Genomic DNA, 26897 nt, shown 5'->3' with positions numbered 1-26897 from the left:
GTTACGCTTCGCTAACCCACCCCGCAAAACCGCACTTAGTTCTTGCTCTTGTCGACCAGCGCGCCCTTCTTGATCCAGGGCATCATGTCGCGCAGCTTGGCGCCGACTTCCTCGATCGGGTGCTGGGCGAGCTTGGCGCGCGTTGCCTTGAAGGAGGTCTGGTTGACCTTGTTCTCCAGCATCCAGTCGCGGGCGAACTTGCCGCCCTGGATGTCGGCGAGCACGCGCTTCATCTCCGCCTTGGTCTCGGCCGTGACGATGCGCGGACCGGTGACGTACTCGCCGTATTCGGCGGTGTTGGAGATCGAGTAGTTCATGTTGGCGATGCCGCCTTCATAGATCAGGTCGACGATCAGCTTCACTTCGTGCAGGCACTCGAAATAGGCCATCTCCGGCGCGTAGCCGGCCTCGACCAGGGTCTCGTAGCCGCCCTTGATCAGCTCGACCAGGCCGCCGCAGAGCACCACCTGCTCGCCGAACAGGTCAGTCTCGCACTCTTCCTTGAAGGTGGTCTCGATGATGCCGGCGCGGCCGCCGCCGATCGCCGAGGCGTAGCTGAGGCCAAGGTCATGGGCGTTGCCCGACGAGTCCTTGGCGATCGCGATCAGGCAGGGCACGCCGCCGCCACGCTGATATTCCGAGCGCACGGTGTGGCCGGGGCCCTTCGGCGCGATCATCAGCACGTCGAGGTCGGCGCGCGGATCGAGCAGGTTGAAGTGCACGTTGAGGCCGTGGGCGAACACGAGCGCCGCGCCCTTCTTCATGTTGTCGTGCAGGTGCTCGCGGTAGATGTCGCCCTGCAGCTCGTCCGGGGTCAGCATCATGACGAGGTCGGCCCACTTGGCGGCTTCGGCGACTTCAAGCACCTTGAAGCCTGCGTTCTCGGCCTTCTTGGCCGAGGCCGAACCCTTGCGCAGCGCGATCGCCACGTCCTTGACGCCGGAATCCTTCAGGTTCAGCGCGTGGGCGTGGCCCTGGCTGCCGTAGCCGACGATGGCGACCTTTTTGCCCTTGATCAGGTTCAGGTCGGCATCGCGATCGTAGTAAACTCGCATCGTGGTTTCCTCGTTTGAAGGGGGCCAAAATCGGCCGATGAATCAGGCTTTCGGAAGGTCAGAACCGCCGGGCGCCCGCGAATTTCCGGCGTTGTCTAGAGCATTTTCCCCCTCAGGGGAAACCCTCATCTCGCATGGCGCGGTGCGGCATCATGCGTCCATGAAGACCGGGTAGAGCGAGGCCAGCAGCAGGATGGCCATCACCACATTGAAGGCGCGGATCGCCCGGGGCGAGGTCAGGACCGGCCGCAGCGCGGTGCCGAACAGCGCCCAGACGATACAGGACACCGTCCCCAGGATCAGGCTGAGGCCGACCTGGATCGCGATGTTCCAGGGGAAGGCGGCAATCGCCGCATAGGCCGTGATGGTGCCGATCACCATCACCCAGCCCTTGGCATTGATCCACTGGAACATGGCCGCGCCCCAGAAAGTCATCGGGCCGCGGCCGGGCCCATCGTCCTTGTCGGCCGAGGGCGGCTCGGCCATGGCGATGACCGCCGCGAGATAAACCAGATAGGCGACGCCGCCATATTTGAGGATCGTCTGCAGCACCGGATAGGCGATGAAGACGGCCCCTAACCCGACGCCGACCGCGCCCACCATGAAGGCGAAACCGACCGTGATGCCGGCGATGTGGGGCACCGTGCGGCGGAAGCCGTAAGTCAGCCCCGACGACAGCAGCATGATGTTGTTGGGGCCCGGGGTGAAGAACATCACGACCGCAAACACGACAAAGGCGAACAGCAGCGAGCTCGACATGGTGCCCTCACGCGACTTTCGGCAGAGCTTTTGGGCGCTTCGACAGCAGCATCACGGCGATGCCGCCGATCACCGTGACCATGCCGGCGAGCCGCAGCGGCTCAAATGTCTCGCCGAACACGATGCTGGAGGCGGCGGAGCCGACGAACGGCACCAGCAGCGCGAACGGCACCACCTGCGCCGCCGGGTAATCCCGGAGCAGCCGGCCCCACAGCCAGTAGGCGATACTGGTCGAGATGCCGCCGAGGCAGAGCACGCAAGCGAGCCCGGCCAGCGACATGTGGCTCAGCGCCTGCCAGGTCGGCTGCGGCCCGTTGCTGATCAAGGTCAGCACCGCCAGCGGCACCGCGGCCGACAGGCACAGCCAGGCGAACAGATCGAACATCGGCGCGGCGTGCGCCTGCCGCAGCAGGAGATTGCCGATCGCGAAGCTGACCGGACAGATCATCAGAATGGCGAACGCGGCGACGCTGAAGTCGTACCCGACCGTGCCGCAGATCATCAACAGGCCGAGCGCGGCGATCGCGACGCCGATCACCTGTGGCCGCGTCGGCATCTCGCCGAAGGCGATCGCCGCGAACGCGATGGTGAACAGCGCCTGGCTCTGCACCACCACGCTGGAAAGCCCGACCGGGACGCCATGCGCGATCGCAAAGGCCTGCGCGAGGAACTGGCCGAGGAACAGCGTGGAGCTGATCGCGATCAATAGCGGCCAGGGGACATCAGGCTTGCGCAGGAACAGGCACGGCAACGCGGCGATGGCGAAGCGCAGCGTCGTCATGAGCTCCGGCGAGAACTCATTGAGCGCGATCCTGCTTGCGACGAACGCAAGCCCCCAGATCACCGCAACCATGACGGCGATGCCAACATCGGCCGGCTTCATTGTTCTTCTTTTACTTCCGTTTCGGTCGGGATCTAGATCTGGTCGTCCGGCTTCGGTTTGCGCAGCAGATAGGTGCCGTGCAGCGGCGCATGGTAGTCGGCAGCGACCATCGTGAAGCCGGTCTCGGTCAGCATGCGCTCCATCACCCAGCCGAAGGTCGAGTATTCGTCGCGCATATGGGTCATCACGCTTTCGCGCTCGAAGTCGTGGTTCTTGATCGAGAAATCGGCCCAGCCCTCGACATCGCGATCGACGCCGTCGGGCATGCTGACGAACACCATGTCGCGCAGATAGAAATTCGCGCCGGGCTTCAGCGCATTGAAGATCCGCGACAGCGCCACCGCTTTCCAGAAGTCCGGCAAATGATGCAGCGTGAATTCGCTGACGATGAGATCGTAGGAATTCGGCTGATAGGCAAAGGACAAGAGCCCGGCCGGCTGGGTCCGGATCTTCGCTTTGCGGTCGCGCGCGTAGATTTCGGCAAGCCCGATCATCGCCGGCGAGATGTCGATGGCGTCGACCTCGGCGCCGATCAGCGCCGCCTCGGTCGCCAGCACGCCGTTGCCGCAGCCGATATCGGCGATCCGCCAGCCCGGCTTGACGCCGAGCATGGTCAGCGCCTGGCGGGCGCGGACATCGCTGTCCTCGCTGACGTCATAGATCGAGGCAACCGCGGTATCGAGACCGACCTGCCGCCGTTGCGTGTAGTACCAGTCGCGCGCCAACATGCTTCACATCCCTTCCGGCCCACGCGTGATCGCGGCCACCCCGGTTCGTGACACCTCGACCAGGCCCAAGGGGCGCATCAGGTCGATGAACTGACTGATCTTGGACGAATTGCCCGTGATCTCGAAGACGAAGCTCTCGGTCGTGGCATCGATCACCCGGGCACGGAACGCATCCGCCAGCCGCAGCGCCTCGACGCGGTGATCGCCACCGCCCCGCACCTTGACCATCGCGAGCTCGCGCTCGATCGAGCTGCCGGTCAGCGTCATGTCGACGACGCGGTAGACCGGGATCATGCGGTCGAGCTGATGCTTGATCTGCTGGATCACCATCGGCGTACCCGTGGTGACGATCGTGATCCGCGAGAGATGTTTCTGGCTCTCGGTCTCCGAGACGGTGAGACTTTCGATGTTGTAGCCGCGGCCGGAGAACAGGCCGATCACGCGCGCGAGCACGCCGGGCTCGTTCTGCACGAGCACGGACAGGGTGTGCGTCTCGTTCGGATCATGACGCTCTTCGAGGAAGTAGGCGGATGCGGGCTGGTTCATGGTCGTCCCCTTACATTCTGTTCACGCCACCGCCCGCTGGGCGGCCGGCGCAGCATCCGTCCCGATCCAGGTCCGGAACAGATCGAAATCGATATTGCCGCCGCTCAGGATCAGGCCGACCCGCTTGCCGGCGAGCCTGGTCTTTTCCTGCAGCGCGGCCGCGAGCGCCGCAGCGCCCGCGCCCTCGGCGAGATTGTGGGTGTCAGTCCAGTAGGCGCGGATCGCCTGCCCGACCTCGTCGTCGGTGACCTGCACGATGCGCGACGCGCCCTTCTGGATCAGCGCGAACGCGTCCGCATCCGGAATCCGCGTCGCCATGCCGTCGGCCAGGGTGTTGCTGGTCTCGGTGGTCACGATCTTTCCGGCCGCAAACGACAGCGCGTAGGACGGCGCCTCGGTCGACTGCACGCCGACGATCTCGGTCTTCAGCCCGAGCAGGTCGCGCGCCATGATGCAGCCGGAGATCCCGGAACCCTGCCCGATCGGCACATAGAGGATGTCGAGGTCGGGCGCTGACCGGAACAGCTCGAGCGCGTAGGTCGCAACGCCCAGCACCAGGTCCGGGTGGAACGACGGCACCATGTGCAGGCCGGCGAACTGCGCGCGGCGCTCGGCCTCTTCGCGCGCCGCCTGAAAGTCCTCGCCGTGCTCGACGAGCTCGGCGCCGAACGCATGCATGGCGCGGTTCTTCTCGACCGAATTGCCACGCGGCACGTAGATCACCGCTGGCACCCCGTGACGCCCCGCGGCAAACGCCAGGCTTTGGCCGTGATTGCCGCGCGTCGCCGAGATGATGCCGGGCACATCGGGCCGCTCGCGCTTCAGCCGCTCGAGATAGACCAGGCCGCCGCGCACCTTGAAGGCGCCGGTCGGCGTGTGGTTCTCATGCTTGACCACGACCTCGGTACCGAGCCGCTCGGCCAGCAACGGCCAGGCATAGGCCGGCGTCGCCGGCACCGCGGCGCCGACGATCCTGTGCGCGCGCTCGAGCTCGCTCAAGTCGAACATGGTAGCCCCGCTTGCGGTCTGCTCCCTCGCCCCGCTTGCGGGGCCGAGACGAGCTTCGCTCGCTCTGAGAGGATTGAGGTGAGGGGGACTCTCCGCGGACACGGAGAGAGTTGGATTCGCGGGGACTCCCCCTCACCCGGATTGTGCTCACGCGCAATCCGACCTCTCCCCGCAAGCGGGGCGAGGTGAAGAGAGAGTGCCTGCCGCGGATTCGACATCACACCAGCGCCTTGCCGCCGGAGAAGGCCTTCGCGGTGGCCTCGTCGGTCGCTTCTTCCGGCAGCAGCATCTCGTTGTGCGCCTTGCCCGACGGGATCATCGGGAAGCAATTCTCCAGCGCCGCGACGCGGCAGTCGAACAGCACCGGGCGCTTGATCGAGATCATCTCCTTGATCGCGCCGTCGAGATCGGACGGCTTGGTCGCCTGCAGGCCGACGCAGCCATAGGCGTCGGCGAGCTTGACGAAGTCCGGCAGCGCCTCGGAGTACGAATGCGACAGGCGGTTGCCGTGCAGCAGCTGCTGCCACTGCCGCACCATGCCCATGTATTGGTTGTTCAGGATGAAGATCTTGATCGGCAGCTCGAACTGAACCGCCGTCGACATTTCCTGGATCGTCATCTGCACCGAGGCGTCGCCGGCGATGTCGATCACCAGGCTGTCCGGATGCGCCACCTGCACGCCGACCGCGGCCGGCAGGCCGTAGCCCATGGTGCCGAGACCGCCTGATGTCATCCAGCGGTGCGGCTCCTCGAAGCCGAAGAACTGCGCGGCCCACATCTGGTGCTGACCGACTTCGGTCGTGATGTAGGTGTCCTTGCCGCGGGTCAGCTCGAACAGGCGCTGGATCGCATATTGCGGCAGGATGATATCGTTGTTCTTGCGGTAGGACAGCGAGTTGCGCGCGCGCCATTGCGCGATCTGCTGCCACCACGCCTTGATGTCGGGCTTCTTCGCTTCCGCCTTGAACACCTGCAAGAGGTCGCCGAGCACGTTGCCGGCGTCGCCGATGATCGGCACGTCGACGCGGATGTTCTTGTTGATCGAGGACGGGTCGATGTCGATGTGGATCTTCTTCGAGCCCGGCGAGAACGCATCGACGCGGCCGGTGATGCGGTCGTCGAAACGCGCGCCGACGCACAGCATGACGTCGCAATCATGCATCGTCATGTTGGCCTCGTAGGTGCCGTGCATGCCCAGCATGCCGAGCCAGTTCGGCCCCGACGCCGGATAGGCGCCCAGCCCCATCAGGGTCGAGGTGATCGGGAAGCCGGTCGCCTCCACCAGCTGGCGCAGCAGCTTGGACGCCTCCGGACCCGAATTGATCACGCCGCCGCCGGAATAGATCACGGGACGTTTGGCGTTGGCGAGCATCGCCACCGCCTTGCGTATCTGGGTCGCATCGCCCTTCACGCGCGGCGTATAGGAGATGTGCACGTCGGACTTGCGCGGCGGATGATAGGTGCCGGTCGCGAACTGCACGTCCTTCGGCACGTCGACCAGCACCGGACCGGGCCGGCCGGTGGTGGCGACATAGAAGGCCTCGTGCAGCACCCTGGCGAGGTCGTTGACGTCGCGCACCAGCCAGTTGTGCTTGGTGGCGGGCCGCGTGATGCCGACGGTGTCGCATTCCTGGAAGGCGTCGTTGCCGATCAGGTGGGTCGGCACCTGGCCGGTGATGCAGACCAGCGGGATCGAGTCCATCAGCGCATCGGTCAGCGGCGTCACCATGTTGGTAGCGCCGGGGCCTGAGGTCACCAGCACCACGCCGGGCTTGCCGGTCGAGCGGGCATAGCCTTCCGCGGCATGGCCGGCGCCCTGCTCGTGGCGGACCAGGATATGCTCGACCTCGCTCTGCTGGAAAATCTCGTCGTAGATCGGAAGCACCGCACCGCCGGGATAGCCGAAGACATGCTGCACGCCGTGATCGATGAGCGCGCGCACGATCATCGCGGCGCCGGTCATCTGATTGGGATCGTGGCTCTTGTCGGTCATGGTTCGCTCCGGATGCGCTTGTTTTTGCGCGGCTTTTGTCGGTTCTGGTCAGTTCGGCTTCGGGCAATAAAAAGGGGCCCCAGAGGCCCCATGCACACCGCCCGAATTTGGATGGCAGCTAGCCATCCCCGGCGGTGTGCCTGGGTACGACGGCGATAAGGAGTTTGGTAATAATGTTGCGCACGAGACGACCCAGTCTTCCCAAAGGTTGCGCGAACATAGCGGCCAAAGCCTGAATGTCAAGGCAAGGCAAGCACTTTCGCGATTTCCGTACTCTACCGGGGTTCCGCTCGTTCGGCGAGTGTTTTTGCGCCGGCGAACGCGCATGGCTGACGGGCGTGCGGCGGCAAGGGCATCCGTAGCCCGGATGGAGCAGAGCGAAATCCGGGGCTTCACCCGGCGGGGAGTCCATCCCGGATTACGCTCCGCTTCATCCGGGCTACGGAATTCGGTTCGTAAGCCACTCCGTCGCCGCGTCCGGCGCCACCCATTCGAATTCCGGAAGCTGGTGCCGAAACCAGGTGAACTGGCGCTTGGCGTAATGGCGGGTGTCGGCGCGGCCGATCTCGGCGGCCTCCTCCCGGCTGATCTCCCCCTTGAGGTGCCGGATCAGCACCGGCACGCCATGGGCCTTCATCGCCGGCAACAGCGGATCGAGCCGGCGCGCGGCCAGCGCCGCAACCTCGTCGAGCGCGCCCGCGTCGAGCATCGCGCCGAACCGGGCGTCGATCCGCGCATAGAGTTTCTCCCGGTCAGGCGCGAGAAACAGCGCGTGGAATTCGCCCTGCGGCAGCAGCGGCGGCAGGCCGTCACGATGCCAGTCCGGCAGCGGGCGGCCAGTGGCCTCGACGACCTCGAGCGCGCGCGCGATCCGGGTGCGGTCGCGCGGCTTCAGCCGCTCGGCCGACACCGGATCGCGTGTTGCTAGCTCGGCATGCAGCGCCTCGACGCCGTGCTGCTCCAGCCTTGCGCGGACACCATCGCGCACATCGGCGGGGATCGGCGGCACCGCCGACAGGCCGCGCGTCAGCGCCTTGAAATAGAGGCCCGAGCCGCCGATGAAGATCGGCAGCCGCCCCTGCGCGCGCGCTTCGCCGAGCACCCTCGCCGCGTCAGTCACCCAGGCACCGGCGGAAAAATTCACGCCGGCGTCGACATGGCCGTAGAGCCGGTGCGGAACCAGCGCCTCTTCGCTTACGGTCGGCCGCGCCGTGATGATCCGGAGGTCGCGATAGACCTGCATGGAATCGGTGTTGATCACGACCCCGCCGGTCCGCTGCGCAAGCGCGAGCGCCAGGGCCGACTTGCCGCTGGCGGTCGGCCCTGCGATAAGCACTGCCTTGTCCAACAATCCCGAATGCGCCCGCATGTCCCTCGTTGCCACGCTGATCTGCAATCCTGCAAGCCCCGCCCTCGACTCCACCATCGTCGACGGTGCGCGGGCCGTGCTGCCCTCACCCGGCCCGGCGCAGTGGCTGTTCAACGAAGTCGCCGTCGACATTCCGTTCGAGCGCGAGAACGCCAGCCGGGACGACATCAAGGCGATCGAGCTGCAGCTGCGCCAGGCCCGCGGCGACCTGCCGATCGACATCGTCGTGCAGCCTCGGATCGGCCGGCGCAAGAAGCTTTTTCTGGCCGACATGGATTCGACCATGATCGGGCAGGAATGCATCGACGAGCTCGCCGACTTCGCCGGGCTGAAGGCCCATGTCGCGGGTATCACCGAGCGCGCGATGCGCGGCGAGATCGAGTTCGAATCGGCGCTGCGCGAGCGCGTGGCGCTGCTCAAGGGCCTGCCGGTCAGCATCGTCGACGTGGTGCTCGACAAGCGCATCACGCTGACGCCGGGCGGCCGCGAGCTGGTCATGACCATGCGCGCGCAGGGCGCCTATACCTGCCTGATCTCAGGCGGCTTCACCCTGTTCACCAAGGTGGTCGCCGAGAAGGTCGGCTTCCAGGAGAACCGCGCCAACCAGCTGCAGGTCGAGAACGGCGAGCTGACCGGCGAAGTGATCGAGCCGATCCTCGGCCGCGCCACCAAGCTCGCCACCCTGATCGAGCTGACTGAGTCCTTCGACCTCGACGATATCGACACACTGGTGGTGGGCGACGGCGCCAACGATCTCGGCATGATCCAGGCCGCCGGCCTCGGGGTCGCCTATCACGCCAAGCCGGCGGTCGCAGCCGCAGCCGCGGTCCGGATCGATCACGGCGATCTCACCGCGCTGCTGTACGCGCAGGGTTATCGGCGGGATGAGTTCGTCGAGGGGTAGGTTGTGGTGTCGTCCCGGCCTAGTGCGCAATTGCGCACGGGAGCCGGGACCCATAACCACCGATGCCGGTTACCTAGAAAAGCCGTTGCCACTTCCTCAATAAGAACGGTCTCGGCGTACTGGATCGCCCGGTCAAGCCGGGCGATGACAGTGAGGGTGAGGCGTCAGCGTGCTGCTACTGCACGCCGAGCGCCACAAACCGCAGTTCGCCGTCGCCGTTGGAGACCAGCAGCAGCACGGACTTCTTGCCGTCCTTCTTCAACTGGTCGACGCGCTTCTTGATGTCGGCGGCGCTGGACACCGCCTCCTGCGCCACCTCGACGATGACGTCGCCGGCCGACAGCCGCTTCTCGGCGGCATCGGAGGCGTTGTCGACGCCGGTGACGACGACGCCCTTCACGCTGTCCTTGATCTTGTACTTGGTGCGCAGATCCTTGCTCAGCGACGCCAGGTCAAGACCGAGTGCCTTCTGGGTCACCGGCTTCTCGGCGGTGTCGTCCTTGGGCTTGGCGTTGGCCTGCTGAACCTTCTCGTTGTCCTCGAGCCGGCCGAGCGTGACCTTGCGGGTCTCCTCATTGCCCTTACGGATGATGACGACGTCGACTTCCTTGCCGACCGCGGTGTCGGCGACGATGCGCGACAGATCCTTGGGGTCCTTGACGTCCTTGCCGTCGAACTTGACGACGACGTCGCCCGGCTCGATGCCGGCCGGCTTGGCCGGGCCCTTGTCGTCGACGCCGGCAACCAGCGCACCGCGCGCCGGCTTGATGTTGAGGCTGTCGGCGATCTCGTCGGTGACCTGCTGGATACGCACGCCGAGCCAGCCGCGGCGCAGCTCGCCGAACTTCTGCAACTGGTCGACGACGCCGGCCACGGTCTTCGACGGCACTGCGAAACCGAGGCCGATCGAGCCGCCGGTCGGGGAAATGATCAGCGTGTTGACGCCGATCACCTCGCCATCGAGGTTGAATAGCGGACCGCCCGAATTGCCGCGATTGATGGCGGCGTCGGTCTGGATGTAGCTGTCATACGGGCCCTGGCTGATGTCGCGGTTCTTGGCCGAGACGATGCCCGCGGTCACCGTGCCGCCGAGGCTGAACGGGTTGCCGATCGCGACCACCCAGTCGCCGAGGCGGATCTTGTCGCTGTCGCCGAACTTGACCGCGGTGAGCGGCTTCGGCGGCTTGAATTTCAGGACCGCGAGGTCGGTCTTCTTGTCGACGCCAACCACCTCGGCCTTGATCTTGGTGCCGTCGTTGAGGATGACGTTGATCTCATCGGCGTCGGCGATGACGTGGTTGTTGGTGACGACGATACCGGCGGTGTCGACGATGAAGCCCGAGCCGAGCGAGTTGGTCTTGCGCGGCTGGAACTCGCCGCCCTTCTCACCACCCTTGCCGCCCGGCCCGCGGCGGTTCTTGAAGAAGTCGTCGAAGAATTCCTCGAACGGCGAGCCCGGCGGCAGCTGCGGCATCGTCCGGTCCTTGGCCTCGATCGTCTGCGAGGTCGAGATGTTGACGACGGCGTCGATCACCTTCTCGGCGATGTCGGCGATGCCCTCGGGACCGCGTGCGAACGCCGGCACGGAGCCCAGCATGCTCGCAGCACCGATCGAGATCGCGGCCCCCATCATGCGGAGGCGACGGCTCAGGGCTGGTCTGGCAGCGATCATGTCGGAATTTCTCCAGGCAAACGGGTTCAAATTAGCTGGTCGCAAGTGTGCGCCCGTGGTCGCAGGTGTGCGCCCGTGGTCAGAGAGTGCGCCCGAACGGGCATTTGGCGCAAGCATCTCACCCGGGCATTTCGGCGAAAAACCGGCTGGGGAAGGCTCACGATTGTGTTCAGTCCGGCGCGATCTGCGCGATGGAACAGGCAAGGCTCAGCGCCGCACCAGCCAGATCATGATCAGCCCCGCGACCGCCGAACCGATGCCGACGATGCGCAGGATGTTGTCGGGCGTGGCCAGCGCGCTCTTCATCGCCCGGCGCATCCAGGCGGGGCTCGCCGCGAACAGGATGCCTTCGAGCACGAACAGGATTCCCAGACCGATGAGGAAGTCGCCGAACGCTATTGACCTCATCGGATGGCAACCTCCCGCTCGATGATTGTTGTTCTTCAAGTGGCGGCGGCGCGTTGTCCGCGCCGCCGCCGTGTCGTGAATTTACTGTTTCGGCGCAGCCGCCGCCTCAGCCGGCTTGCCGCTGGCACTGCCGAAGTATTTGAAGAATTCGGAGTCCGGCCGCAACAGGAAACGCGTGTCGCTGGACTTGAGGCCGTTCTCATAGGCCGTCATCGAGCGGTAGAACGCGAAGAAGTCCTTGTCCTTGCCATAGGCCTCGGCGAACAGGCGGTTGCGCTCGGCATCGCCCGCACCGCGGGTCTGATCCGCGGCGGAGTTCGCCTCGGCGACGATCACGGTCGCCTCGCGGTCGGCCCTGGAGCGGATCTCCTGCGCCTTCTGGTCGCCCTGCGCACGGAACTCGGCCGCCTCGCGCTGACGTTCGGTCTTCATCCGGTCGTAGACCGCCTGGCTGTTCTGCTCCGGCAGGTCGGCGCGGCGGATTCGGACATCGACGACCTCGATGCCGTAGCCGTCGGCTTCCTTGTCGAGCTGTTCGCGAATCCGCGACATCAGCTTCTCGCGCTCGTCACGCACCACCGTGATGAAGCTGACCTCGCCGAGCACGCGGCGCAGCGCCGCGTTGAGCAGCGTGGTCAGCTGCAGGTTGGCGGCCTGGATCGAGCCGACGCTGGTGTAATAGCGCAGCGCATTCTTGATGCGGTAGCGCGCGAAGGCATCGACCACGAGCCGCTTCTGGTCGGAAGCGATCACTTCCTGCGACGGGTTTTCCAGATCGAGGATGCGCTTGTCGACATTGATCACCGAATTCCACGGCGCCTTGAAGTGCAGGCCGGGCTCGGTGACGATGTCGACCGGCTCGCCGAACCGCAGCACGATGGTCTGCTCGGTCTGCTGCACGGTGAACACCGAGCTGTAGCCGACGGCGAGAACGATGAAGAGAACGATCAGGGCCAGAATGCCGGTGACAGGGGACCTCATCGGGTGGCTCCCTGCTGCTGGCCGGTGGTGGCCGGCGCTGCCGTCGGCGGACGCCGCGGCGTCAATTCGCCGAGCGGAAGGTAGGGCACGATGTTCTGGCCCTGGCCGTCGAAAACGAGCTTCTCGGAGCCGCCGAGCACCTTTTCCATGGTCTCCAGATAGATGCGCTCGCGCGTCACGTCGGGTGCCTTCTTGTACTCTTCATAGACTTTGAGGAAGCGTGCGCTCTGGCCCCTGGCCTCGGCGACCGCCTGCTCCTTGTAGCCTTCGGCGGCCTGCTGGATCTGCGCGGCACGCCCGCGTGCTCCCGGCACGATGCTGTTGGCGTAGGTCTGCGCCTCGTTCTGCTTGCGCTCGAGGTCGGCGCGCGCCGCCTGCACGTCGCGGAATGCGTCGATCACCTGCGCCGGCGGATCGACCTTCTGCATCTGCACCTGGGCGATCTGGATGCCCGCATTGTAGGCGTCGAGCGTCTTCTGCATCAGTTCCTGGACGTCCTGCTCGGTGACGTTGCGCGCCCCGGTCAGGATGGGCTGGATCTGCGAGCGGCCGATCACCTCGCGCATCGCGCTTTCGGCAACCGCCTTCACGGTGCCCTCGGGATTCTGGATGTTGAACAGATAGGCGCCGGCCCCGCCCGGCTTGATGCGCCACAACACGGTGAAGTCGACGTCGACGATGTTTTCGTCGCCGGTCAGCATCAGGCTCTCTTCCGGCACGTCGCGCATCGAGCGGCCGCGCCGCGCGGGATCGTCGATCAGGGTCATGCCGATCGAGATCGTGTTCACGCGCAGCGCCTTCGGCAGCAGCACCGTCTCGATCGGATATGGCAGGTGATAGCGCAGGCCGGGCTGCGCGTCGCGGTCATACTTGCCGAAGCGCAAAACGACGCCGAGCTCCTCGGACTGGACGCGGAAGATTCCGGTCGCAAACCAGATCGCCAAGGCGGCGACCAGCACCAGCGCGATGCCCATGCCGCTGAAATGCCCGCCGGGCAGCCACTGCTGCAGCCGGTCCTGGCCGCGCCGCAGCAGATCCTCAAGATCCGGCGGCCTTGGCCCGGCCGACTGCGGACCGGTGCCCCATGGTCCTTTCGGACCCGAGCCCCATGGCCCCCCCGCCTTGATTTTTCCACGGCATCAAACATCTCCTCGGCAAGTCCGGACGGGACGCCCGGGCTCGAATGTCCGGCCCGGTTATAGGGGACCGCCAGGGCCCTTACAACGCAAGCTTCCTGAGCGGACGAGCTATGCGCCGGGCCATAATTGTCAATGCAAACATTGGTTAACGTTGGCCGCGCCGACGATATGTCACATAGGAGAAGTCGACGCTGTCGTCCGGACCTGCCGGATTTCGCACGCGCGCGACCTCCTCCCATTCCTTCGCATCGATGTTTTCGAACCGCGTATCGCCGTCCGGCCGGGCGTGGACCTCGGTGACCTCAAGGCGATCGGCGATGCCCATCCACTGCGCGTAGATCTCGGCGCCACCGATGATTGCAATTTCAGTGGCGAAACGCCGCAGCGCGTCACCAAGCGCAATTGCGCGGGCGTTTTCGAACGACGTCGTGACGACAGCTCCGCGCGCGCGGTAGCTCGGATCGCGCGTCACCACGATGTTGGTGCGCCCCGGCAGCGGCCGGCGCAGGGACTCAAACGTCTTGCGCCCCATCACGATGGGCTTGTTCAGCGTCATCGCCTTGAGGCGCTGCTGATCGGATTTCAGCCGCCACGGAATTGCGTTGCCGCTCCCGATCACGCCGTTCTCGGCGACCGCAACGAGGAGCACGATCTCCATCAGCGCGTTCCTTCCGCGAGTGCCGACAGCGCCTCGCCGGAGACGCGGCAAACCGTCCATTCGTCCATCATCTCGGCGCCCAGCGATTTGTAGAATGCGATCGATGGCGCGTTCCAGTCGAGCACCGCCCATTGCAGACGCGACCAGCCATTGGCGAGGCAGTGCTTCGCCAGATGCACCAGCAGCGCCTTCCCAATCCCCTTGCCGCGCAGCGCCGGGCGCACGAAGAGGTCTTCGAGGTAGATGCCGTGACGGCCGGCGAACGTCGAGAAGTTGACGAACCAGACCGCGAAGCCGGCCGGCTCGCCGTTCCATTCCGCGATGTCGCAAAACAGCCGCGGGCTTTCGCCGAACAGCGCTTCGGCGATATCGGCCTCGCTGGCATGGACCTCGTGCAACAGCTTTTCGTAGTCGGCGAGTTCACGGACCAGCGAGAACACCAGTCCGGCCTCATCGGGCCGCGCGCGGCGGATGGTCAGCGACATCAGACCGCGACTTCGGCCTTGATATGCGGATGCGGGTCATAGCCTTCGAGTTTGAAATCCTCGTAGCGGAACGCGAAGATGTCCTTCACGTCGGGATTGATCGCCATCGTCGGCAACGGCCGCGTCGGCCGCGTCAGTTGCAGCCGCGCCTGCTCGAGATGGTTCGAATAGAGATGCGCGTCGCCGAGCGAGTGCACGAAATCGCCGGGCTTGAGGCCAGTCACCTGCGCAACCATCATGGTCAAGAGCGCGTAGGAGGCGATGTTGAATGGCACGCCGAGGAAGACGTCGCCGGAGCGCTGATAGAGCTGGCAGGACAATTTGCCGTTCGCGACATAGAACTGGAACAGGCAGTGGCACGGCGGCAGCGCCATCTTGTCGACTTCGGCCGGATTCCAGGCGCTGACGATCAGCCGCCGCGAGTCCGGATTGCGCTTGATCATCTCGATCACGTTCGAAATCTGGTCGATGCTACGGCCATCGGGCGCGGGCCAGGATCGCCACTGCGAGCCGTAGACCGGGCCGAGATCGCCATTGGCGTCGGCCCATTCGTCCCAGATCGTGACGCCGTTGTCGTTGAGATATTTGATGTTGGTGTCGCCGGCGAGGAACCAGAGCAGCTCGTGCACGATCGCCTTCAGCGGCAGCCGCTTGGTGGTCAGCATCGGGAAGCCAGCCGAGAGGTTGAAGCGCATCTGGTGGCCGAAGATCGACAGCGTGCCGGTGCCGGTGCGGTCGTGCTTCTCGGCGCCGTCGGCGAGGATGCGTTCGAGCAGGTCGTGATACTGGTTCATGACTGGTTCTTGGCGGTCTTTTCGGAGCTTCGAGAGAACGGCGAATGTAGCGGCCAGGGCCGCCGGTCGACACGCCGATTCGGCTGAACGGACCGATTATACCCTGAAAAATGAACACTCCCCCGGCAAACAACAAGGGCGGAACTCGCGTTCCGCCCTCTCCAGCCCTTGCTCTATCCGCTTGATCGCGCTGGATTAACTTGCCGGCTTGAGCACCGGCGTCCATTTCGCGATCTCGTTCTTCACGAGGGTCGCCAGCGCCTCCGGCGTCCGGCTGGCGGGCGCCGGGATCACGCTGCCGAGTTCGAGCAGGCGCTTGCGGACGTTGTCATCGTCGAGCGCCTTGATCGCCGCCGCGTTCAGCATCGCGATGATCGCGGGCGAGGTTCCCTTCGGCGCGAACACCGCGTTCCAGGCCTGAGCCTGGAAGGCCGGCAGGCCGGCTTCGGTCGTGGTCGGCACCTCGGGCAGCGACGGGTTGCGCTCGGGGGTCGCGACCGCATAGGCCTTGATGGTGCCGGCCTTGATCTGCGGCACCGCATTGACGATCTGGTCGCACATGTAATCGACCTGGCCGGCGACCAGCGCATTCATGGCCGGGCCGGTGCCGTTGAAGGGCACGCCGACCGGCTTGACGTCGAGGATGGAGTTCAACAGCTCGCAGGAGGCGTGCGAGACCGAACCGATGCCGGCATGGGCTGCGTTGACCTTCTCGGCATTGGCCTTCACGTAGGCGACAAATTCCTTCAGGTCCTTCGGCGGAAAATCCTTGCGGGCCAGGATCAGGATCGGCGTGCCCGCGAGCAGCGCGACGGGCTCGAAATCCTTCTCCGGATGATAGGCAAGTTTCGGATAGAGCGGCACGGATGCGGCGTGCGTGCCCATGTGCCCTGTGATCAGCGTATAGCCGTCATTGGCGGCGCGCGCGGCACGCGTCGTCGCCGTGGTGCCGCCGGCGCCGACCACGTTCTCGATCACGATGCTCTGTCCGAGCGTCTGCGCCATGTGCGCGGTGACGATGCGCGAGATGACGTCGGTCGGACCGCCGGCTGCGAACGGCACGATCATGGTGACGGTGCGGGTCGGATAGGTCTGCGCAGACGCCGGCACGGCGAATGCGCCGAGCGCGGCAAATGCCGAAAGGCATGCGCCCGCAAGCGAGCGAATGGACATCATCTCAATTCCTCCCGGGAACGTTTGACCAATAAAAATGCCGGCCAAATCGGCCGGCATTTTCATTTCATGAGACGACATCGCGAGTCGATTCGACTTCCGCCTGCGGCGCGCCGACGCAGGGTCTTAGAGAATGCTCAGCCCTCCGACTCCACGAACACCTCATCGCGCTTCGCACGCAAGGTCGGCAGCACGGCAAGCACCAGCAGACCTGCCGCAATCGCCAGCAGCACCGCGGACAGCGGCCGCGACAGGAATACGCTCCAGTCGCCGCGCGAGATCAGCAGTGCGCGACGCAGGTTCTCTTCCATCAGCGGGCCCAGCACCAAGCCGAGCAGCAGCGGCGCCGGCTCGAAATCGTGCTTGATCAGCCAGTAGCCGACGAGGCCGAACACGCCTGCGAGCACGACATCGACCGGCGCGTTGTTCACCGAGTAGATGCCGATCGCACAGAACACCACGATCGAGGGGAACATCAACCGGTAAGGCACGCGCAGCAGACGGACCCAGATGCCGACCAGCGGCAGGTTGATGATGATCAGCATCAGGTTGCCGATCCACATCGAGGCGATCATGCCCCAGACCAGATCGGGCTGCTTCTGCATCACCTGCGGACCCGGCACGATGCCATGAATGGTCATCGCGCCGACCATCAGCGCCATCACCGCATTCGGCGGGATGCCGAGCGTGAGCAGCGGGATGAACGAGGTCTGCGCCGCGGCGTTGTTGGCGCTTTCCGGCGCCGCCACACCTTCGATCGCGCCGCGGCCGAACCGCTTCGGATCCTTCGCCAGCTTCTTCTCGAGCGTGTACGCCGCGAACGACGCGATCACGGCGCCGCCGCCCGGCAGAATGCCGAGGATCGAGCCGAGCACGGTGCCGCGCAGGATCGCCGGCGTGGAATCCACCAGGTCCTTCCTGGTCGGCATCAGGCCGGTGATCTTCTGCTGCACCAGATTGCGGTCCATCTCCGCACCGTGGTCGAGGTTGCGAATGATCTCGGCGAAGCCGAACACGCCCATCGCCACGGTGGCAAAGCCGAGGCCGTCGGCCAGCTCGGGGATGTTGAAGGCCATGCGCGAGGCGCCGGTCTCGATGTCGGAGCCGACCATCGACAGCAACAGGCCGAACACGATCATCGCGATCGCCTTCAGCACCGAGCCCTTGGCGAGCACCACCGCGAAGATCAGGCCAAGCACCATCAGCGAGAAATATTCGGCCGGGCCGAACGCCAGCGCGAGCTTGGTCAGCGGCGCGCCGAGCACGGCGATCAGCACGGTCGCGACGCAGCCGGCGAAGAACGAGCCGATCGCGGCGATCGCGAGCGCCGGACCGGCACGGCCCTGCTTGGCCATCTGGTGGCCGTCGAGCGCGGTCACCACGGAGGTCGCCTCACCCGGAATATTGACCAGGATCGAGGTGGTCGATCCGCCGTATTGCGCACCGTAATAGATGCCGGCGAGCATGATCAACGCACCGACCGGCGGCAGGCCGAAGGTGATCGGCAGCAGCATGGCGACGGTGGCGATGGTGCCGATGCCCGGCAGCACGCCGACCAGCGTGCCGACCAGCGCACCGATCAGGCACATCAGAAGGTTGATCGGCGAGAATGCAACCACGAAGCCGTGGGCGAGATTGGCAAACAGTTCCATCACGCCCTCACTGGATCAGGAAACGCGGGAACATCGGCATCGGAAGTCCCAGCACATAAGGAAACAACAGCGCGCAGCCGAGCGTCAGGCAGGCACCGACGATGATGGCTTCGAGCCACCTCGTCTCATGCGAGCCGAGCGCCGCGATCAGGAAGGCGGCAAAGGCGGAGACGACGAGGCCGAGCGGACGGATCGCGACTGCGAAGAACACGATCGCCGCCGATACGAACAGCGGGCCGCGCCAGGAATACGCCGCGATGTGCGGTCCGTCCTTCAGAATTCCCACCAGCGCGACGGCGCCGCCGAGCAACAGCAGCAGCACGGCGAACATGCGCGGCGCGGTTCCGGCGCCGAACGAAAATCCGTGCATGCCCTGCAAATCGCTGGAGGCCCACAAGGCAAACAGCGCAACCGCCATCATGGCGAGCCCGCCGACAAAGTCCTGCGGGCCGCGCACCCATTTCGGCAAGATCGATTTGACCGGCGCCTCGCTCGGCGTATCGCTCATGACTTCGCTTCCCCCCCGTCAGGGCTGTCCCGCCCGTATTGATCGAATGGCTTGGCTTGTGGTGCGTTGACCAAAAGCCTTGCTAGCGATTTTCGTCAGACAACGCCAGCGAAACCCAAGAGACCTCCGGCAAGCAACATCCACAAAGGATTAATCCGCGTCGCAAAAGCAAGCGCAGCTGCGACAATGGTGATCAGGACCGCGATCCAACTTTGGTCTGATGTCTGCACCACGATCAGGCCTGAGGCGGCCATCAGGCCGATCGACAGCGGAACCAGTGCCGCCTGGATGATCGCCGGCCAGCGCGCGTCGCGCGAACGATCGAGGAAACGGCTGACATAATAGGCAAGCAGCGCGGTCGGTCCGCACATCGCAACCGTCGCAGCCAATGCTCCGGCAACGCCTGCGACAGAATAGCCTATCAGCGTCACAATCAGCACGTTCGGTCCCGGCGAGAGCTGCGAGATCGCGAATACGTCGGCGAACTGCTTGTCGGTCAGCCAGTGATGCACGTCGACGGCAGCGCGGTGCATTTCCGGGATCGCCGAATTGGCGCCGCCGACCGCAAACAGCGACATCAGGCCGAAGGTCCAGAGCAGCGCCGCGATCGGGTTGGACTCCGAGTTCATGCCTTCACCATGCGGCGGGTCAGGATCGTGATCGCGAGGCTGAACGGGATCGCCACCAGCAGCACGATCTGCAGCGGCCATCGGATCAGTCCGATCGCGACGAAAACCGCGGCCAGAATGACGAGGCCTGTGACATCACGCCGCTTCAGGAGCGGCAGCATCATCTTGAGGACGACGGCGAACAACAGCCCGACGGCGGCACAGGCCACGCCGGCGAGGGTCCGGCGCAGCACGTCGACGTCGCCGTAGCGGGCGTAGAGCGCGGCAAGGATGGTCGCGATCACCATCGGCGGGCCGACCAGCCCAGCGAAGGCCGCGAACCCGCCGGCGATGCCGCGGAAGCGCGAGCCGAACACGACCGACAGGTTGACGATGTTCGGACCTGGCAGGAAATGGCACAGCGCGAAGGTTTCGTTGAACTCCTCCGCCGTCATCCAGCGGTGTTGTTCGACGATCGCCCGCCGGGCCCAGACCAGGACCCCGCCAAAGCCAGCCAGCGACATCTTGGCAAAGGCCAGGAACAGCTCGAGCAGGCCGGGCTGGTGGGGCGGAGACGGTGCGGAGGCATCCGGCGCCGGGGCGGCTACCGGAGGGGATTCCCGGGGCATGGGCAAAATCTAGAACGGCGTCAGGACGCCGGCCAACCCAAATTGGTGTGTTTTCACAGCGGAAAGGGTCTGAATCGGCTCTGTTTTTCTATCGCTTTGCCGCTATATTGGGGGTGCCGGTTCGCCGGCTATGGAAATAAATGACCGTCGCAATAAACCATTCGGACCCGGGGGCGGTACCCGGCGCCTCCACCAAAACCCATCTGAGCCCCCTTCGGTGGCTTTTGGCGGGGGCGAAATAGGATCGACGAGGGCGTAAAGGGCGTGTTTTTTCTCGGTATGGTTCCGCCGTTATCGGGCTAATGCAATAGTTGCCAACGACAACTTTGCTCCGGTTGCTCAGGCTGCGTAACGCAGTTTGAAAGACCATCTTAAAGTCCTAGCGGGTTAAGCTCCGCTAGGCGGGGTTCGGAGGCACCTGGCAACAGAAGCCTCCACTTATTTCTCGAATGGGCGTCCGCCCCCTATTTCAGCTGCCAGCCCTGCTGATTTCCGGCTCCCGGCGAGGTAGCATGGGGCCAAAGGGGGCGAGTCGGATCATCCGGCGAGCCTCACCAGCTATTTTCGAAGCGACAGGATCACCATGGCGACCGATCACATCCGATATGACGTGCTGGCGCGCGATGCGCTGCGCGGGGTGCTGCGCCGGGTGCTGTCGGACGCGGCCGAACACGGCCTGCCGGGTGAGCACCATTTCTACATCACCTTCCTCTCGCACGGCGACGGCGTGAAGCTGTCGCCGCGTCTGCTCGCGCAATATCCGGAGGAGATGACCATCATCCTGCAGCACCAGTTCTGGGATCTGGTGGTGACCGAGGACCACTTCGAGGTCGGTCTGTCGTTCGGCGGGATTCCCGAGCGTCTCAACGTGCCGTTCGCGGCGGTGACACGTTTCCTCGATCCCTCCGCACCGTTCGACCTGCGGTTCGACGTTTCGGACGCACTGTCCGAGGAAGCTCCTCCCGCGACGGCACCGGCCGCTCCCCTCCCCGCACCGGCTGCCCGGGCGGCGGTCGAGACCGAGACGGCCGAGACCGAGCAGGAGCCCGCAAAGCCCAGCGAAGGCGCCGAGGTGGTGCGGCTGGACCGCTTCCGCAAGAAATAATCTAAACGCAGATCGATCCTCGACCTTGTAGGATGCGTGCAGGAGCGGGATGACAGGTCGTCATCCCGGATTATCTTCTGCATGAACGTGTCTTCGCGCGGCCGGCTTAGGCGTTGCCGCGGCGGAGAGCCCGGCGCCATGCTGGATCACGTGCTGATGACGCAACGGAGAGCATTCATGGCTCAATCGACGACACCATCCAACGCCGCCACCCGTAGCGAGACCGACAGCTTCGGTCCGATCGACGTCGCCGCCGATCGCTACTGGGGCGCGCAGACCGAGCGCTCGCGGCAGAATTTCAAGATTGGCCACGACCGGATGCCGATCGCGATCATTCATGCACTCGCCATCGTCAAGCTCGCGGCGGCCGAGACCAATCGCGAACTCGGCCAGCTCGATGCACGCCGCGCCGACGCCATCATCAGCGCCGCCAGGGAAGTGATCGACGGCAAGCTCGATGATCATTTTCCGCTGGTCGTGTTTCAGACCGGCTCGGGCACGCAGACCAACATGAACGTGAACGAGGTGATCGCCAACCGCGCCAACCAGATGCTCGGCGGCGAGCTCGGCGCCAAGCAGCCGATCCATCCGAATGATCACGTCAACATGAGCCAGTCGTCGAACGACTCGTTTCCGACCGCGATGCACATCGCTGCAGCGGACCGCATCATCGCCGACCTGATCCCTGCCCTCACCGAGTTGCATCAAGCGTTGCACCAGAAGCAGGAGGCGTTTGCCAAGATCGTGAAGATCGGACGCACGCACACCCAGGACGCGACACCGCTGACGCTCGGCCAGGAATTCTCCGGCTACGCTGCGCAGGTCGAGAGCGGCATCGCGCGGCTGCACACCGCCGTGAAGGAGCTGTTTCCGCTCGCGCAGGGCGGCACTGCTGTTGGCACCGGCCTCAACTCGAAGCCGGAATTCGCGAGTGCCTTCGCCAAGCATGTCGCCGCGATTACCAAGTTGCCGTTCACCAGCGCCGCAAACAAGTTCGAGGCGCTGGCTTCCAACGACGCCTATGTGCTGGTGCATGGCGCGATCAACTCGGTCGCGACCGGCCTGTTCAAGATCGCCAACGACATCCGCTTCCTCGGCTCGGGCCCGCGCTCGGGCCTCGGCGAGTTGATCCTGCCGGAGAACGAGCCGGGCTCGTCGATCATGCCGGGCAAGGTCAATCCGACCCAGTGCGAAGCCATGACCATGGTCTGCTGCCAGGTGTTCGGCAATCAGACCACGATCACCGTCGCCGGCAGCCAGGGCCATTTCGAGCTGAACGTGTACAAGCCTGTGTTGGCATATTGTATGATAAATTCCATTCAGTTGCTGTCTGACGTTGTCCGCTCATTTACTGAGCATTGCGTTGTCGGCATACGCGCCGACGAAAAGCGCATCAACGAGCTGATGCAGCGCTCGTTGATGCTGGTGACGGCGCTCGCGCCGAAGATCGGTTACGACAACGCGGCGAAGGTCGCGAAGTCGGCGCACGCGCACGGAACGACGTTGAAGGAAGAGGCTTTGCGGCTCGCATTTGTGTCCGCGGATGAATTTGATCGCCTCGTGCAGCCGGACAAAATGACACACCCCGGCTGAACGGATGGCGCGCAATGTCCGGATAATTACGGTCAGCGCGCGTGATATAATTATGGATCATAACGCCTAAAGACTAAGGCTGTTTGCCTATCAGCTCTGCGCTGGCGCATGGTACAGACGTCTAGTTTTCGCAGAGCGAAACGGATTCTTTGATGCTATCACAAGCATCAAACGGGGATTCGGGATGGGTATCGAGCCGGGCGCGCAGCGCGATCGCTCTTGCTTTCGTCACGATGCATCACCAATTCCGCTTTGGGGACGATGAGGACGACGAGCATGGGCGACGTGGTCAACTTGAAACGATTCAAGAAGCGCGGTGAGCGCGAACAAGCAGCGAAGCAGGCCGAAGCCAATCGTGCGCTATTCGGTCGCACCAAATCTGAACGAGCGCGTGACGAATTTCTCGGCGAGCGCAGCGCGCGTGCGCTCGATCAGCACCTCCTGGATCCGAAGCGTATCGACAGTGGAGACGCATCATGAAGTCTCCCGTCGTCAAGCGTTCGATCGTCGTTGCCGGTCACAAGACCAGCGTTAGCCTCGAGGAAGCCTTCTGGAACGGCATGAAGGAGATTTCCGGTCTGCGGAACATGACGCTGTCCGAATTGGTCGGAGAGATCGACAGCAACCGTCAGCAGGGCAATTTGTCCTCCGCTATCCGGCTTTTCGTGCTCGACTATTTCCGCTCGCGCGCCACTCCGGCGGTGCCGACGGATGTCAGGCCGCAGCAGGTCGACACGCGCCAGCAGGCCTGACGGCCCTCACCGACCGTCGCTGCAACAGACGGTCGTTCCGCGGCGCGGACTTCAGCATGAAGGTCAATCGCATCGTCGCGAACGTAGCCGCATCTGATATCGCGGCAGCGCAGTCGTTCTATCGGGACATCCTTGGCCTCGAGCCGCTGATGGATTTCGGTTGGGTTGCGACTTACGGCTCATCCGAAACGATGCAGGTTCAAATCAGCTTCGCTTCCGAAGGTGGCTCCGGCGCGCCGGTGCCTGATCTCTCGATCGAGGTCGACGACCTCGATGAAGCGCTGCACCGGATGCAGGCGGCCGGCATCGCGATCGAGTACGGACCGGCGGACGAGCCGTGGGGCGTGCGGCGCTTCTTCGTCCGCGATCCCTTCGGCCGGCTGATCAATATTCTCCAGCACCAATCGTGAGCCGGCCCGTCGTTTGACGCGTTTCTTCACGCGAACCGGTGCCCACTCCGCTTGAAAGCGCGTTTCTAGTTCTGCACCGCCGGTCGCGGCGGCGGATTGGCGACCTGCGGCGTCAGCGACAATGGCGGTCGCAGCGGCCTCGACCTGGCCGCGCCGGGTACCGGCTTGACCTCGATCGGCGGCGGCAACGGCGCCAGTTGCGGCTGGCTTACGACCGGCGCAGGCGGCGCAATGACGGGCGCGGCGGCGACCGGCGGGACAGCCGGCGGCCGCGGCGCAACGATCTTCGGCTTCGGCGGCACGCGGCGAGGATCGGGGCCAGGCGCCGGCAAGTTGGCGGAAGGCACTCCGGCCGAATTTGAGTTTGACCCATCAGGCGCCGGCGCGGCGGGGGGCGGAAGGGCCGCCGGGGTCGGCGGCGGCGCGGGCTCGCCGCGTTCGATCGCATCGAGCCGCTTGGTCTCCCGGTCGATCGCGCGCACCGCGAGCCACGACGACAACGCCGCAATATCGATGCTGCGCGACAATCCGTCGGGCGTGCCCACGGCGAGCAGCTGGATTTCCGGGCGGCTGTTTGCGGTGCCGACCTGCGTCGATGCCAGCGCGGCGCGCATGTCGGCCTGGTCGGCCGGAATGTCGTAGCCGCCGGACAGGATGACGTTGGCACCGCTCGCCGCGAGCGTGGTAGCGCCGACCCGGATGCGGCCGTCGCGGATGTTGAAGGGAATTTGCGCCGAAGCGACCGACAGCGGACCTGCCGCCAGCGCCGGTTCGACGATCTGCCTCAACCGCGTATCATCGGTTGCCTGCCCGGAATCGCTGGCGCGGATCGCAACGTCGAACGCACGCGGATCGAGGCCCGGAAGGTTCAGCCCATCGAGCGTCACGGCGCCGCTGCCGGACAACGCGCCGATCAGCGCCGAAGCGCTGCGGCCCTGCGTCAACAACGTCATCTGCATCGCGGCACGTCCCTTGGGCATCGCAAGACTGCGGTAGCGCAAGGCCGAAGCGTCGACGCCCGACAGCTGCACATGTGCATTCAAGGCGAGTCCATTGACGCCCTGCCGCGCATCGATGGAGGCGCTGGCCTCGCCGCCGCCGATCTTGCCCTTGATGCCGTCGAAGGTCAGCGACTGGCCGTCCGACCTGATGGTGCCGCTGACCGGCTGCAGCTCGGCGCCGCCCGGCAGCAGACCGTGTAGCGCTTCGAACGTGACCTTGCCGCGCCAGGCGCTCGTCAGCCCCAGGCCGAGCGGCTCCGTCGCATCGTGGCCAGCCGCACCGATCGCAGCCGCGAAGATCGGCGCGAGCGAGATCTGATCGAGACCGACTTCGCCATCGACGCTTTTCTGATCGCCGAGCGTCAGCGCCAAACGGCCGCGCAGCCGCGAACCGGCGACGATGCTGTCGAGATCGTCGAAGGTCAGTTTGTCGCCCGCGAGCGTCAGCTTCGATGACAGGCGGATGTTCGCTACCGGATCGGCTGATTTCAGATTGAGCAGCGGACTGATGTCGGCGCTGCGGACACGAAGGCTGACGCTCGATTTGCTCTCGCTGGCGCCGTCCTTGGTCCACGGTTCTGCAGTCCCTTCCGCATCCGCGTCGAGCCCCGCGCCCCAGAGCCTGGCCTTGAGCTGCAGCGGCGCGAGCCACGCCCCGGTCACGATGCCTTCGAACTGCGTCGAGCCCGCGCCGGCTGCGACCGCATGGTCGAGCCCAAGCAGCGCCAGCAGCGCATTGCCTTCGCCCGCCGAGACTTTCGCCTCGGCTGTCACGTCGCTGCGGCGAATTGCATCGAAATCCAGCACACGGATCGCTGCGACCGGCGGCGTCGCCGCGATCACCGTATTGCCCTTGAGCTGCGGCGTGTCGAGATCGAGCGTCGCGCGCGCGCTGACGTGATCGGCGGCCTTGCCCTTGCCGAGGTCGAGTGCAAGCTTGGCGCGGACCGGACCGGCATCCGCGCGGAGCACGCCGAGCCGCGCGGCAAGCGCTGGCGCAAAGGGCTGAACGACGGCGGTCAGCCGGGCGAGCGAGGCGGCGGTCGCGTCGACCGCAAGCTTGCCGGTCGAATTGGCGCGGTCGAAATTGCCGCTGCCGTCCAGCGTGACGTTGTCGGGCTGACCGATCTTCACGCGCTCGAGCACGATGCTCTTCGGGCTGTAGGCGATCTTCGCCAGCAGCGGCCGCAATTCCTGCCCGGAGGAGATTGCGCGCCCGACGTCGAGCGACAGCTGCGCCTCGTCGGGCCATTCGGCTTGCGGACCAGCCAGCGAGCGGATGAAGGCCGCGGTCGCATCGAGATCGAGCCGCTCCGCCTTCAACTGTGCCTCGACCTTCGATCCGCTCGTCGCCTCGCGATGCGCGACTGCGATGCGGCCCTCGAGCGCGCCGCCCTCGATCTCCGCCTTCATGGCGTCGATCGAAAAGCCTGATGGCGACACCGTGACGTCGCCGCGCAAGCGGAGCGGCTTCTGGCTGCGATAGGCGATGTCGCCCCGCCCCTGCAGCCAGGTCATCAGCGTATCGGGATCGGACGATTCGATGTTGAGCGCGGTCTTGAAACTGTTCGCGACCCCGGCTTGCGCGCTGGCGCCGCTCATCGAGACCCGCGTGGAGCCCGGCGCGCGAAACTCCAGCCGGCGCACCGTCCATGATTTCGCATCCGATTGCAGCTCGGCCGAGATGTCCTGCAACGGGCGGCCGCCCAGCATGACCTGCTCGGACGTGAGCTCGACCTGCGCGGGTATCGGGCTTTGCGGAAGACCCGACAACACCGCGCGCATGGCCGGCAACACGCGCACCGGCTCGACATTGCCGTTGCCGCTGTCCTTGCCGCCGTCTTTGGCGGCGAACCTGTCGCCATCGAGCTGCCGCGCCGCGAGCGAAGCGCGCAGCAGCGGTGATGTGCCGAACCGCAGATCGCCGTTGCCTGCGAGCTTCAGCGCACGGTCCTCGGCACCATAACTCACCTCGACCTGGTCGAGACGTGCCGCCGAATAGTCCGACTTGATCTTGGCGGCGATCCGCCAGGACGGCATGTCGCTGCCGCCGCGCTGGCCCGGCGTGCCGCCAGCGTCACGGC

Annotated in this window: 26 protein-coding genes, 1 other RNA gene and 1 pseudogene; 7 read left to right on the top strand and 21 right to left on the bottom strand. The window is 65.2% G+C overall.

The window, feature by feature from the left end; genetic code table 11:
- Window positions 1-35 precede the first annotated feature (35 nt).
- The 8 genes from ilvC to miaA all read right to left on the bottom strand — a co-directional run bounded on the left by ilvC (window position 36) and on the right by miaA (window position 8341).
- Complete coding sequence (ilvC, locus tag AC628_RS17700; RefSeq protein WP_074128060.1) at window positions 36-1055, bottom strand: ketol-acid reductoisomerase; 1020 nt, start codon at window positions 1053-1055, stop codon at window positions 36-38.
- A 150-nt stretch (window positions 1056-1205) separates the two neighbouring features.
- Window positions 1206-1814, bottom strand: a complete 609-nt coding sequence (locus AC628_RS17695) for a LysE family translocator (protein WP_074128059.1) — start codon at window positions 1812-1814, stop codon at window positions 1206-1208.
- A 7-nt stretch (window positions 1815-1821) separates the two neighbouring features.
- Entirely contained in the window at window positions 1822-2697 is an 876-nt protein-coding gene (locus tag AC628_RS17690; protein ID WP_074128058.1) for an EamA family transporter, read from the bottom strand.
- A 32-nt stretch (window positions 2698-2729) separates the two neighbouring features.
- Window positions 2730-3425, bottom strand: a complete 696-nt coding sequence (locus tag AC628_RS17685; RefSeq protein ID WP_074128057.1) for a class I SAM-dependent methyltransferase — start codon at window positions 3423-3425, stop codon at window positions 2730-2732.
- A gap of 3 nt (window positions 3426-3428) precedes the next feature.
- Window positions 3429-3971: an acetolactate synthase small subunit gene (gene ilvN, locus AC628_RS17680; RefSeq protein ID WP_016841057.1), complete on the bottom strand. Its 543-nt coding sequence runs from the start codon at window positions 3969-3971 to the stop codon at window positions 3429-3431.
- Window positions 3972-3992: 21 nt separating this feature from the next.
- A complete protein-coding gene (locus tag AC628_RS17675) occupies window positions 3993-4979 on the bottom strand; it encodes a threonine dehydratase (RefSeq protein ID WP_074128056.1) in 987 nt (328 codons plus the stop codon).
- 217 nt (window positions 4980-5196) lie between these two features.
- Window positions 5197-6972 (bottom strand): acetolactate synthase 3 large subunit, encoded by a 1776-nt coding sequence (locus AC628_RS17670; protein ID WP_074128055.1) that lies wholly within the window; start codon window positions 6970-6972, stop codon window positions 5197-5199.
- 439 nt (window positions 6973-7411) lie between these two features.
- Window positions 7412-8341 carry a tRNA (adenosine(37)-N6)-dimethylallyltransferase MiaA gene (miaA, locus tag AC628_RS17665; RefSeq protein WP_074128054.1) on the bottom strand — a complete coding sequence of 310 codons (930 nt, stop codon included), beginning with the start codon at window positions 8339-8341 and terminating at the stop codon, window positions 7412-7414.
- Here miaA and serB point away from each other — a divergent pair.
- Window positions 8340-9245 carry a phosphoserine phosphatase SerB gene (gene serB, locus AC628_RS17660; protein ID WP_074128053.1) on the top strand — a complete coding sequence of 302 codons (906 nt, stop codon included), beginning with the start codon at window positions 8340-8342 and terminating at the stop codon, window positions 9243-9245. The genes miaA and serB overlap by 2 nt on opposite strands.
- 175 nt (window positions 9246-9420) lie before the next feature.
- Here the strand turns inward: serB and AC628_RS17655 are convergent, their stop codons facing one another.
- The 12 genes and pseudogenes from AC628_RS17655 to AC628_RS17600 all read right to left on the bottom strand — a co-directional run bounded on the left by AC628_RS17655 (window position 9421) and on the right by AC628_RS17600 (window position 19952).
- Window positions 9421-10917: a Do family serine endopeptidase gene (locus AC628_RS17655; RefSeq protein WP_074128052.1), complete on the bottom strand. Its 1497-nt coding sequence runs from the start codon at window positions 10915-10917 to the stop codon at window positions 9421-9423.
- Between the two features lie 207 nt (window positions 10918-11124).
- A complete protein-coding gene (locus AC628_RS17650; RefSeq protein ID WP_074128051.1) occupies window positions 11125-11325 on the bottom strand; it encodes a DUF2065 domain-containing protein in 201 nt (66 codons plus the stop codon).
- 81 nt (window positions 11326-11406) lie between these two features.
- Window positions 11407-12306 carry a protease modulator HflC gene (hflC, locus tag AC628_RS17645; protein ID WP_074128050.1) on the bottom strand — a complete coding sequence of 300 codons (900 nt, stop codon included), beginning with the start codon at window positions 12304-12306 and terminating at the stop codon, window positions 11407-11409.
- Window positions 12303-13446, bottom strand: a pseudogene (gene hflK, locus AC628_RS17640) (FtsH protease activity modulator HflK). The gene hflC and the pseudogene hflK overlap by 4 nt, the downstream one beginning before the upstream one ends.
- A gap of 144 nt (window positions 13447-13590) precedes the next feature.
- On the bottom strand, window positions 13591-14103 hold the full coding sequence (locus AC628_RS17635) for a dihydrofolate reductase (RefSeq protein ID WP_074128049.1): 513 nt from the start codon (window positions 14101-14103) through the stop codon (window positions 13591-13593).
- Window positions 14103-14588 carry a GNAT family N-acetyltransferase gene (locus AC628_RS17630; protein ID WP_074128048.1) on the bottom strand — a complete coding sequence of 162 codons (486 nt, stop codon included), beginning with the start codon at window positions 14586-14588 and terminating at the stop codon, window positions 14103-14105. The genes AC628_RS17635 and AC628_RS17630 overlap by 1 nt, the downstream gene beginning before the upstream one ends.
- Window positions 14588-15382: a thymidylate synthase gene (locus AC628_RS17625; RefSeq protein ID WP_050628412.1), complete on the bottom strand. Its 795-nt coding sequence runs from the start codon at window positions 15380-15382 to the stop codon at window positions 14588-14590. The genes AC628_RS17630 and AC628_RS17625 overlap by 1 nt, the downstream gene beginning before the upstream one ends.
- Before the next feature lie 195 nt (window positions 15383-15577).
- A complete protein-coding gene (locus AC628_RS17620; protein WP_074128047.1) occupies window positions 15578-16558 on the bottom strand; it encodes a tripartite tricarboxylate transporter substrate-binding protein in 981 nt (326 codons plus the stop codon).
- A 134-nt stretch (window positions 16559-16692) separates the two neighbouring features.
- Window positions 16693-18207 carry a tripartite tricarboxylate transporter permease gene (locus tag AC628_RS17615; RefSeq protein ID WP_074128046.1) on the bottom strand — a complete coding sequence of 505 codons (1515 nt, stop codon included), beginning with the start codon at window positions 18205-18207 and terminating at the stop codon, window positions 16693-16695.
- Window positions 18208-18214: 7 nt separating this feature from the next.
- Window positions 18215-18715, bottom strand: a complete 501-nt coding sequence (locus AC628_RS17610; RefSeq protein WP_074128045.1) for a tripartite tricarboxylate transporter TctB family protein — start codon at window positions 18713-18715, stop codon at window positions 18215-18217.
- 95 nt (window positions 18716-18810) lie between these two features.
- The gene (locus AC628_RS17605; RefSeq protein ID WP_074128044.1) at window positions 18811-19344 is read right to left on the bottom strand and encodes a chromate transporter; all 534 of its coding nucleotides are present in this window, start codon (window positions 19342-19344) and stop codon (window positions 18811-18813) included.
- On the bottom strand, window positions 19341-19952 hold the full coding sequence (locus AC628_RS17600) for a chromate transporter (RefSeq protein WP_074128043.1): 612 nt from the start codon (window positions 19950-19952) through the stop codon (window positions 19341-19343). Before AC628_RS17600 ends, AC628_RS17605 begins: the two co-directional genes overlap by 4 nt.
- A 76-nt stretch (window positions 19953-20028) precedes the next feature.
- Here AC628_RS17600 and ssrA point away from each other — a divergent pair.
- The 6 genes from ssrA to AC628_RS17570 all read left to right on the top strand — a co-directional run bounded on the left by ssrA (window position 20029) and on the right by AC628_RS17570 (window position 23812).
- Window positions 20029-20391, top strand: a transfer-messenger RNA (tmRNA) gene (ssrA, locus tag AC628_RS17595).
- A 144-nt stretch (window positions 20392-20535) separates the two neighbouring features.
- Window positions 20536-21057, top strand: a complete 522-nt coding sequence (locus AC628_RS17590) for an SspB family protein (protein ID WP_074128042.1) — start codon at window positions 20536-20538, stop codon at window positions 21055-21057.
- A 177-nt stretch (window positions 21058-21234) separates the two neighbouring features.
- Window positions 21235-22650: a class II fumarate hydratase gene (fumC, locus tag AC628_RS17585; RefSeq protein WP_143201658.1), complete on the top strand. Its 1416-nt coding sequence runs from the start codon at window positions 21235-21237 to the stop codon at window positions 22648-22650.
- A gap of 276 nt (window positions 22651-22926) precedes the next feature.
- Window positions 22927-23130, top strand: a complete 204-nt coding sequence (locus tag AC628_RS17580; protein ID WP_074128041.1) for a DUF4169 family protein — start codon at window positions 22927-22929, stop codon at window positions 23128-23130.
- On the top strand, window positions 23127-23402 hold the full coding sequence (locus tag AC628_RS17575) for a ribbon-helix-helix domain-containing protein (RefSeq protein WP_021077181.1): 276 nt from the start codon (window positions 23127-23129) through the stop codon (window positions 23400-23402). Before AC628_RS17580 ends, AC628_RS17575 begins: the two co-directional genes overlap by 4 nt.
- A 56-nt stretch (window positions 23403-23458) precedes the next feature.
- Entirely contained in the window at window positions 23459-23812 is a 354-nt protein-coding gene (locus AC628_RS17570; protein ID WP_074128040.1) for a VOC family protein, read from the top strand.
- A 65-nt stretch (window positions 23813-23877) separates the two neighbouring features.
- Here AC628_RS17570 and AC628_RS17565 read toward each other — a convergent pair.
- Window positions 23878-26897 (bottom strand): AsmA family protein (locus tag AC628_RS17565; protein WP_074128039.1); only part of this gene is annotated, 3020 nt, incomplete at its 5' end.

It is taken from the genome of Bradyrhizobium sp. NAS96.2 (assembly GCF_001908235.1).
Classification (GTDB): Bacteria; Pseudomonadota; Alphaproteobacteria; order Rhizobiales; family Xanthobacteraceae; genus Bradyrhizobium.
The sequence above is the reverse complement of the archived record's forward strand: the minus strand, read 5'-3'. Positions and strand labels throughout refer to the sequence as shown.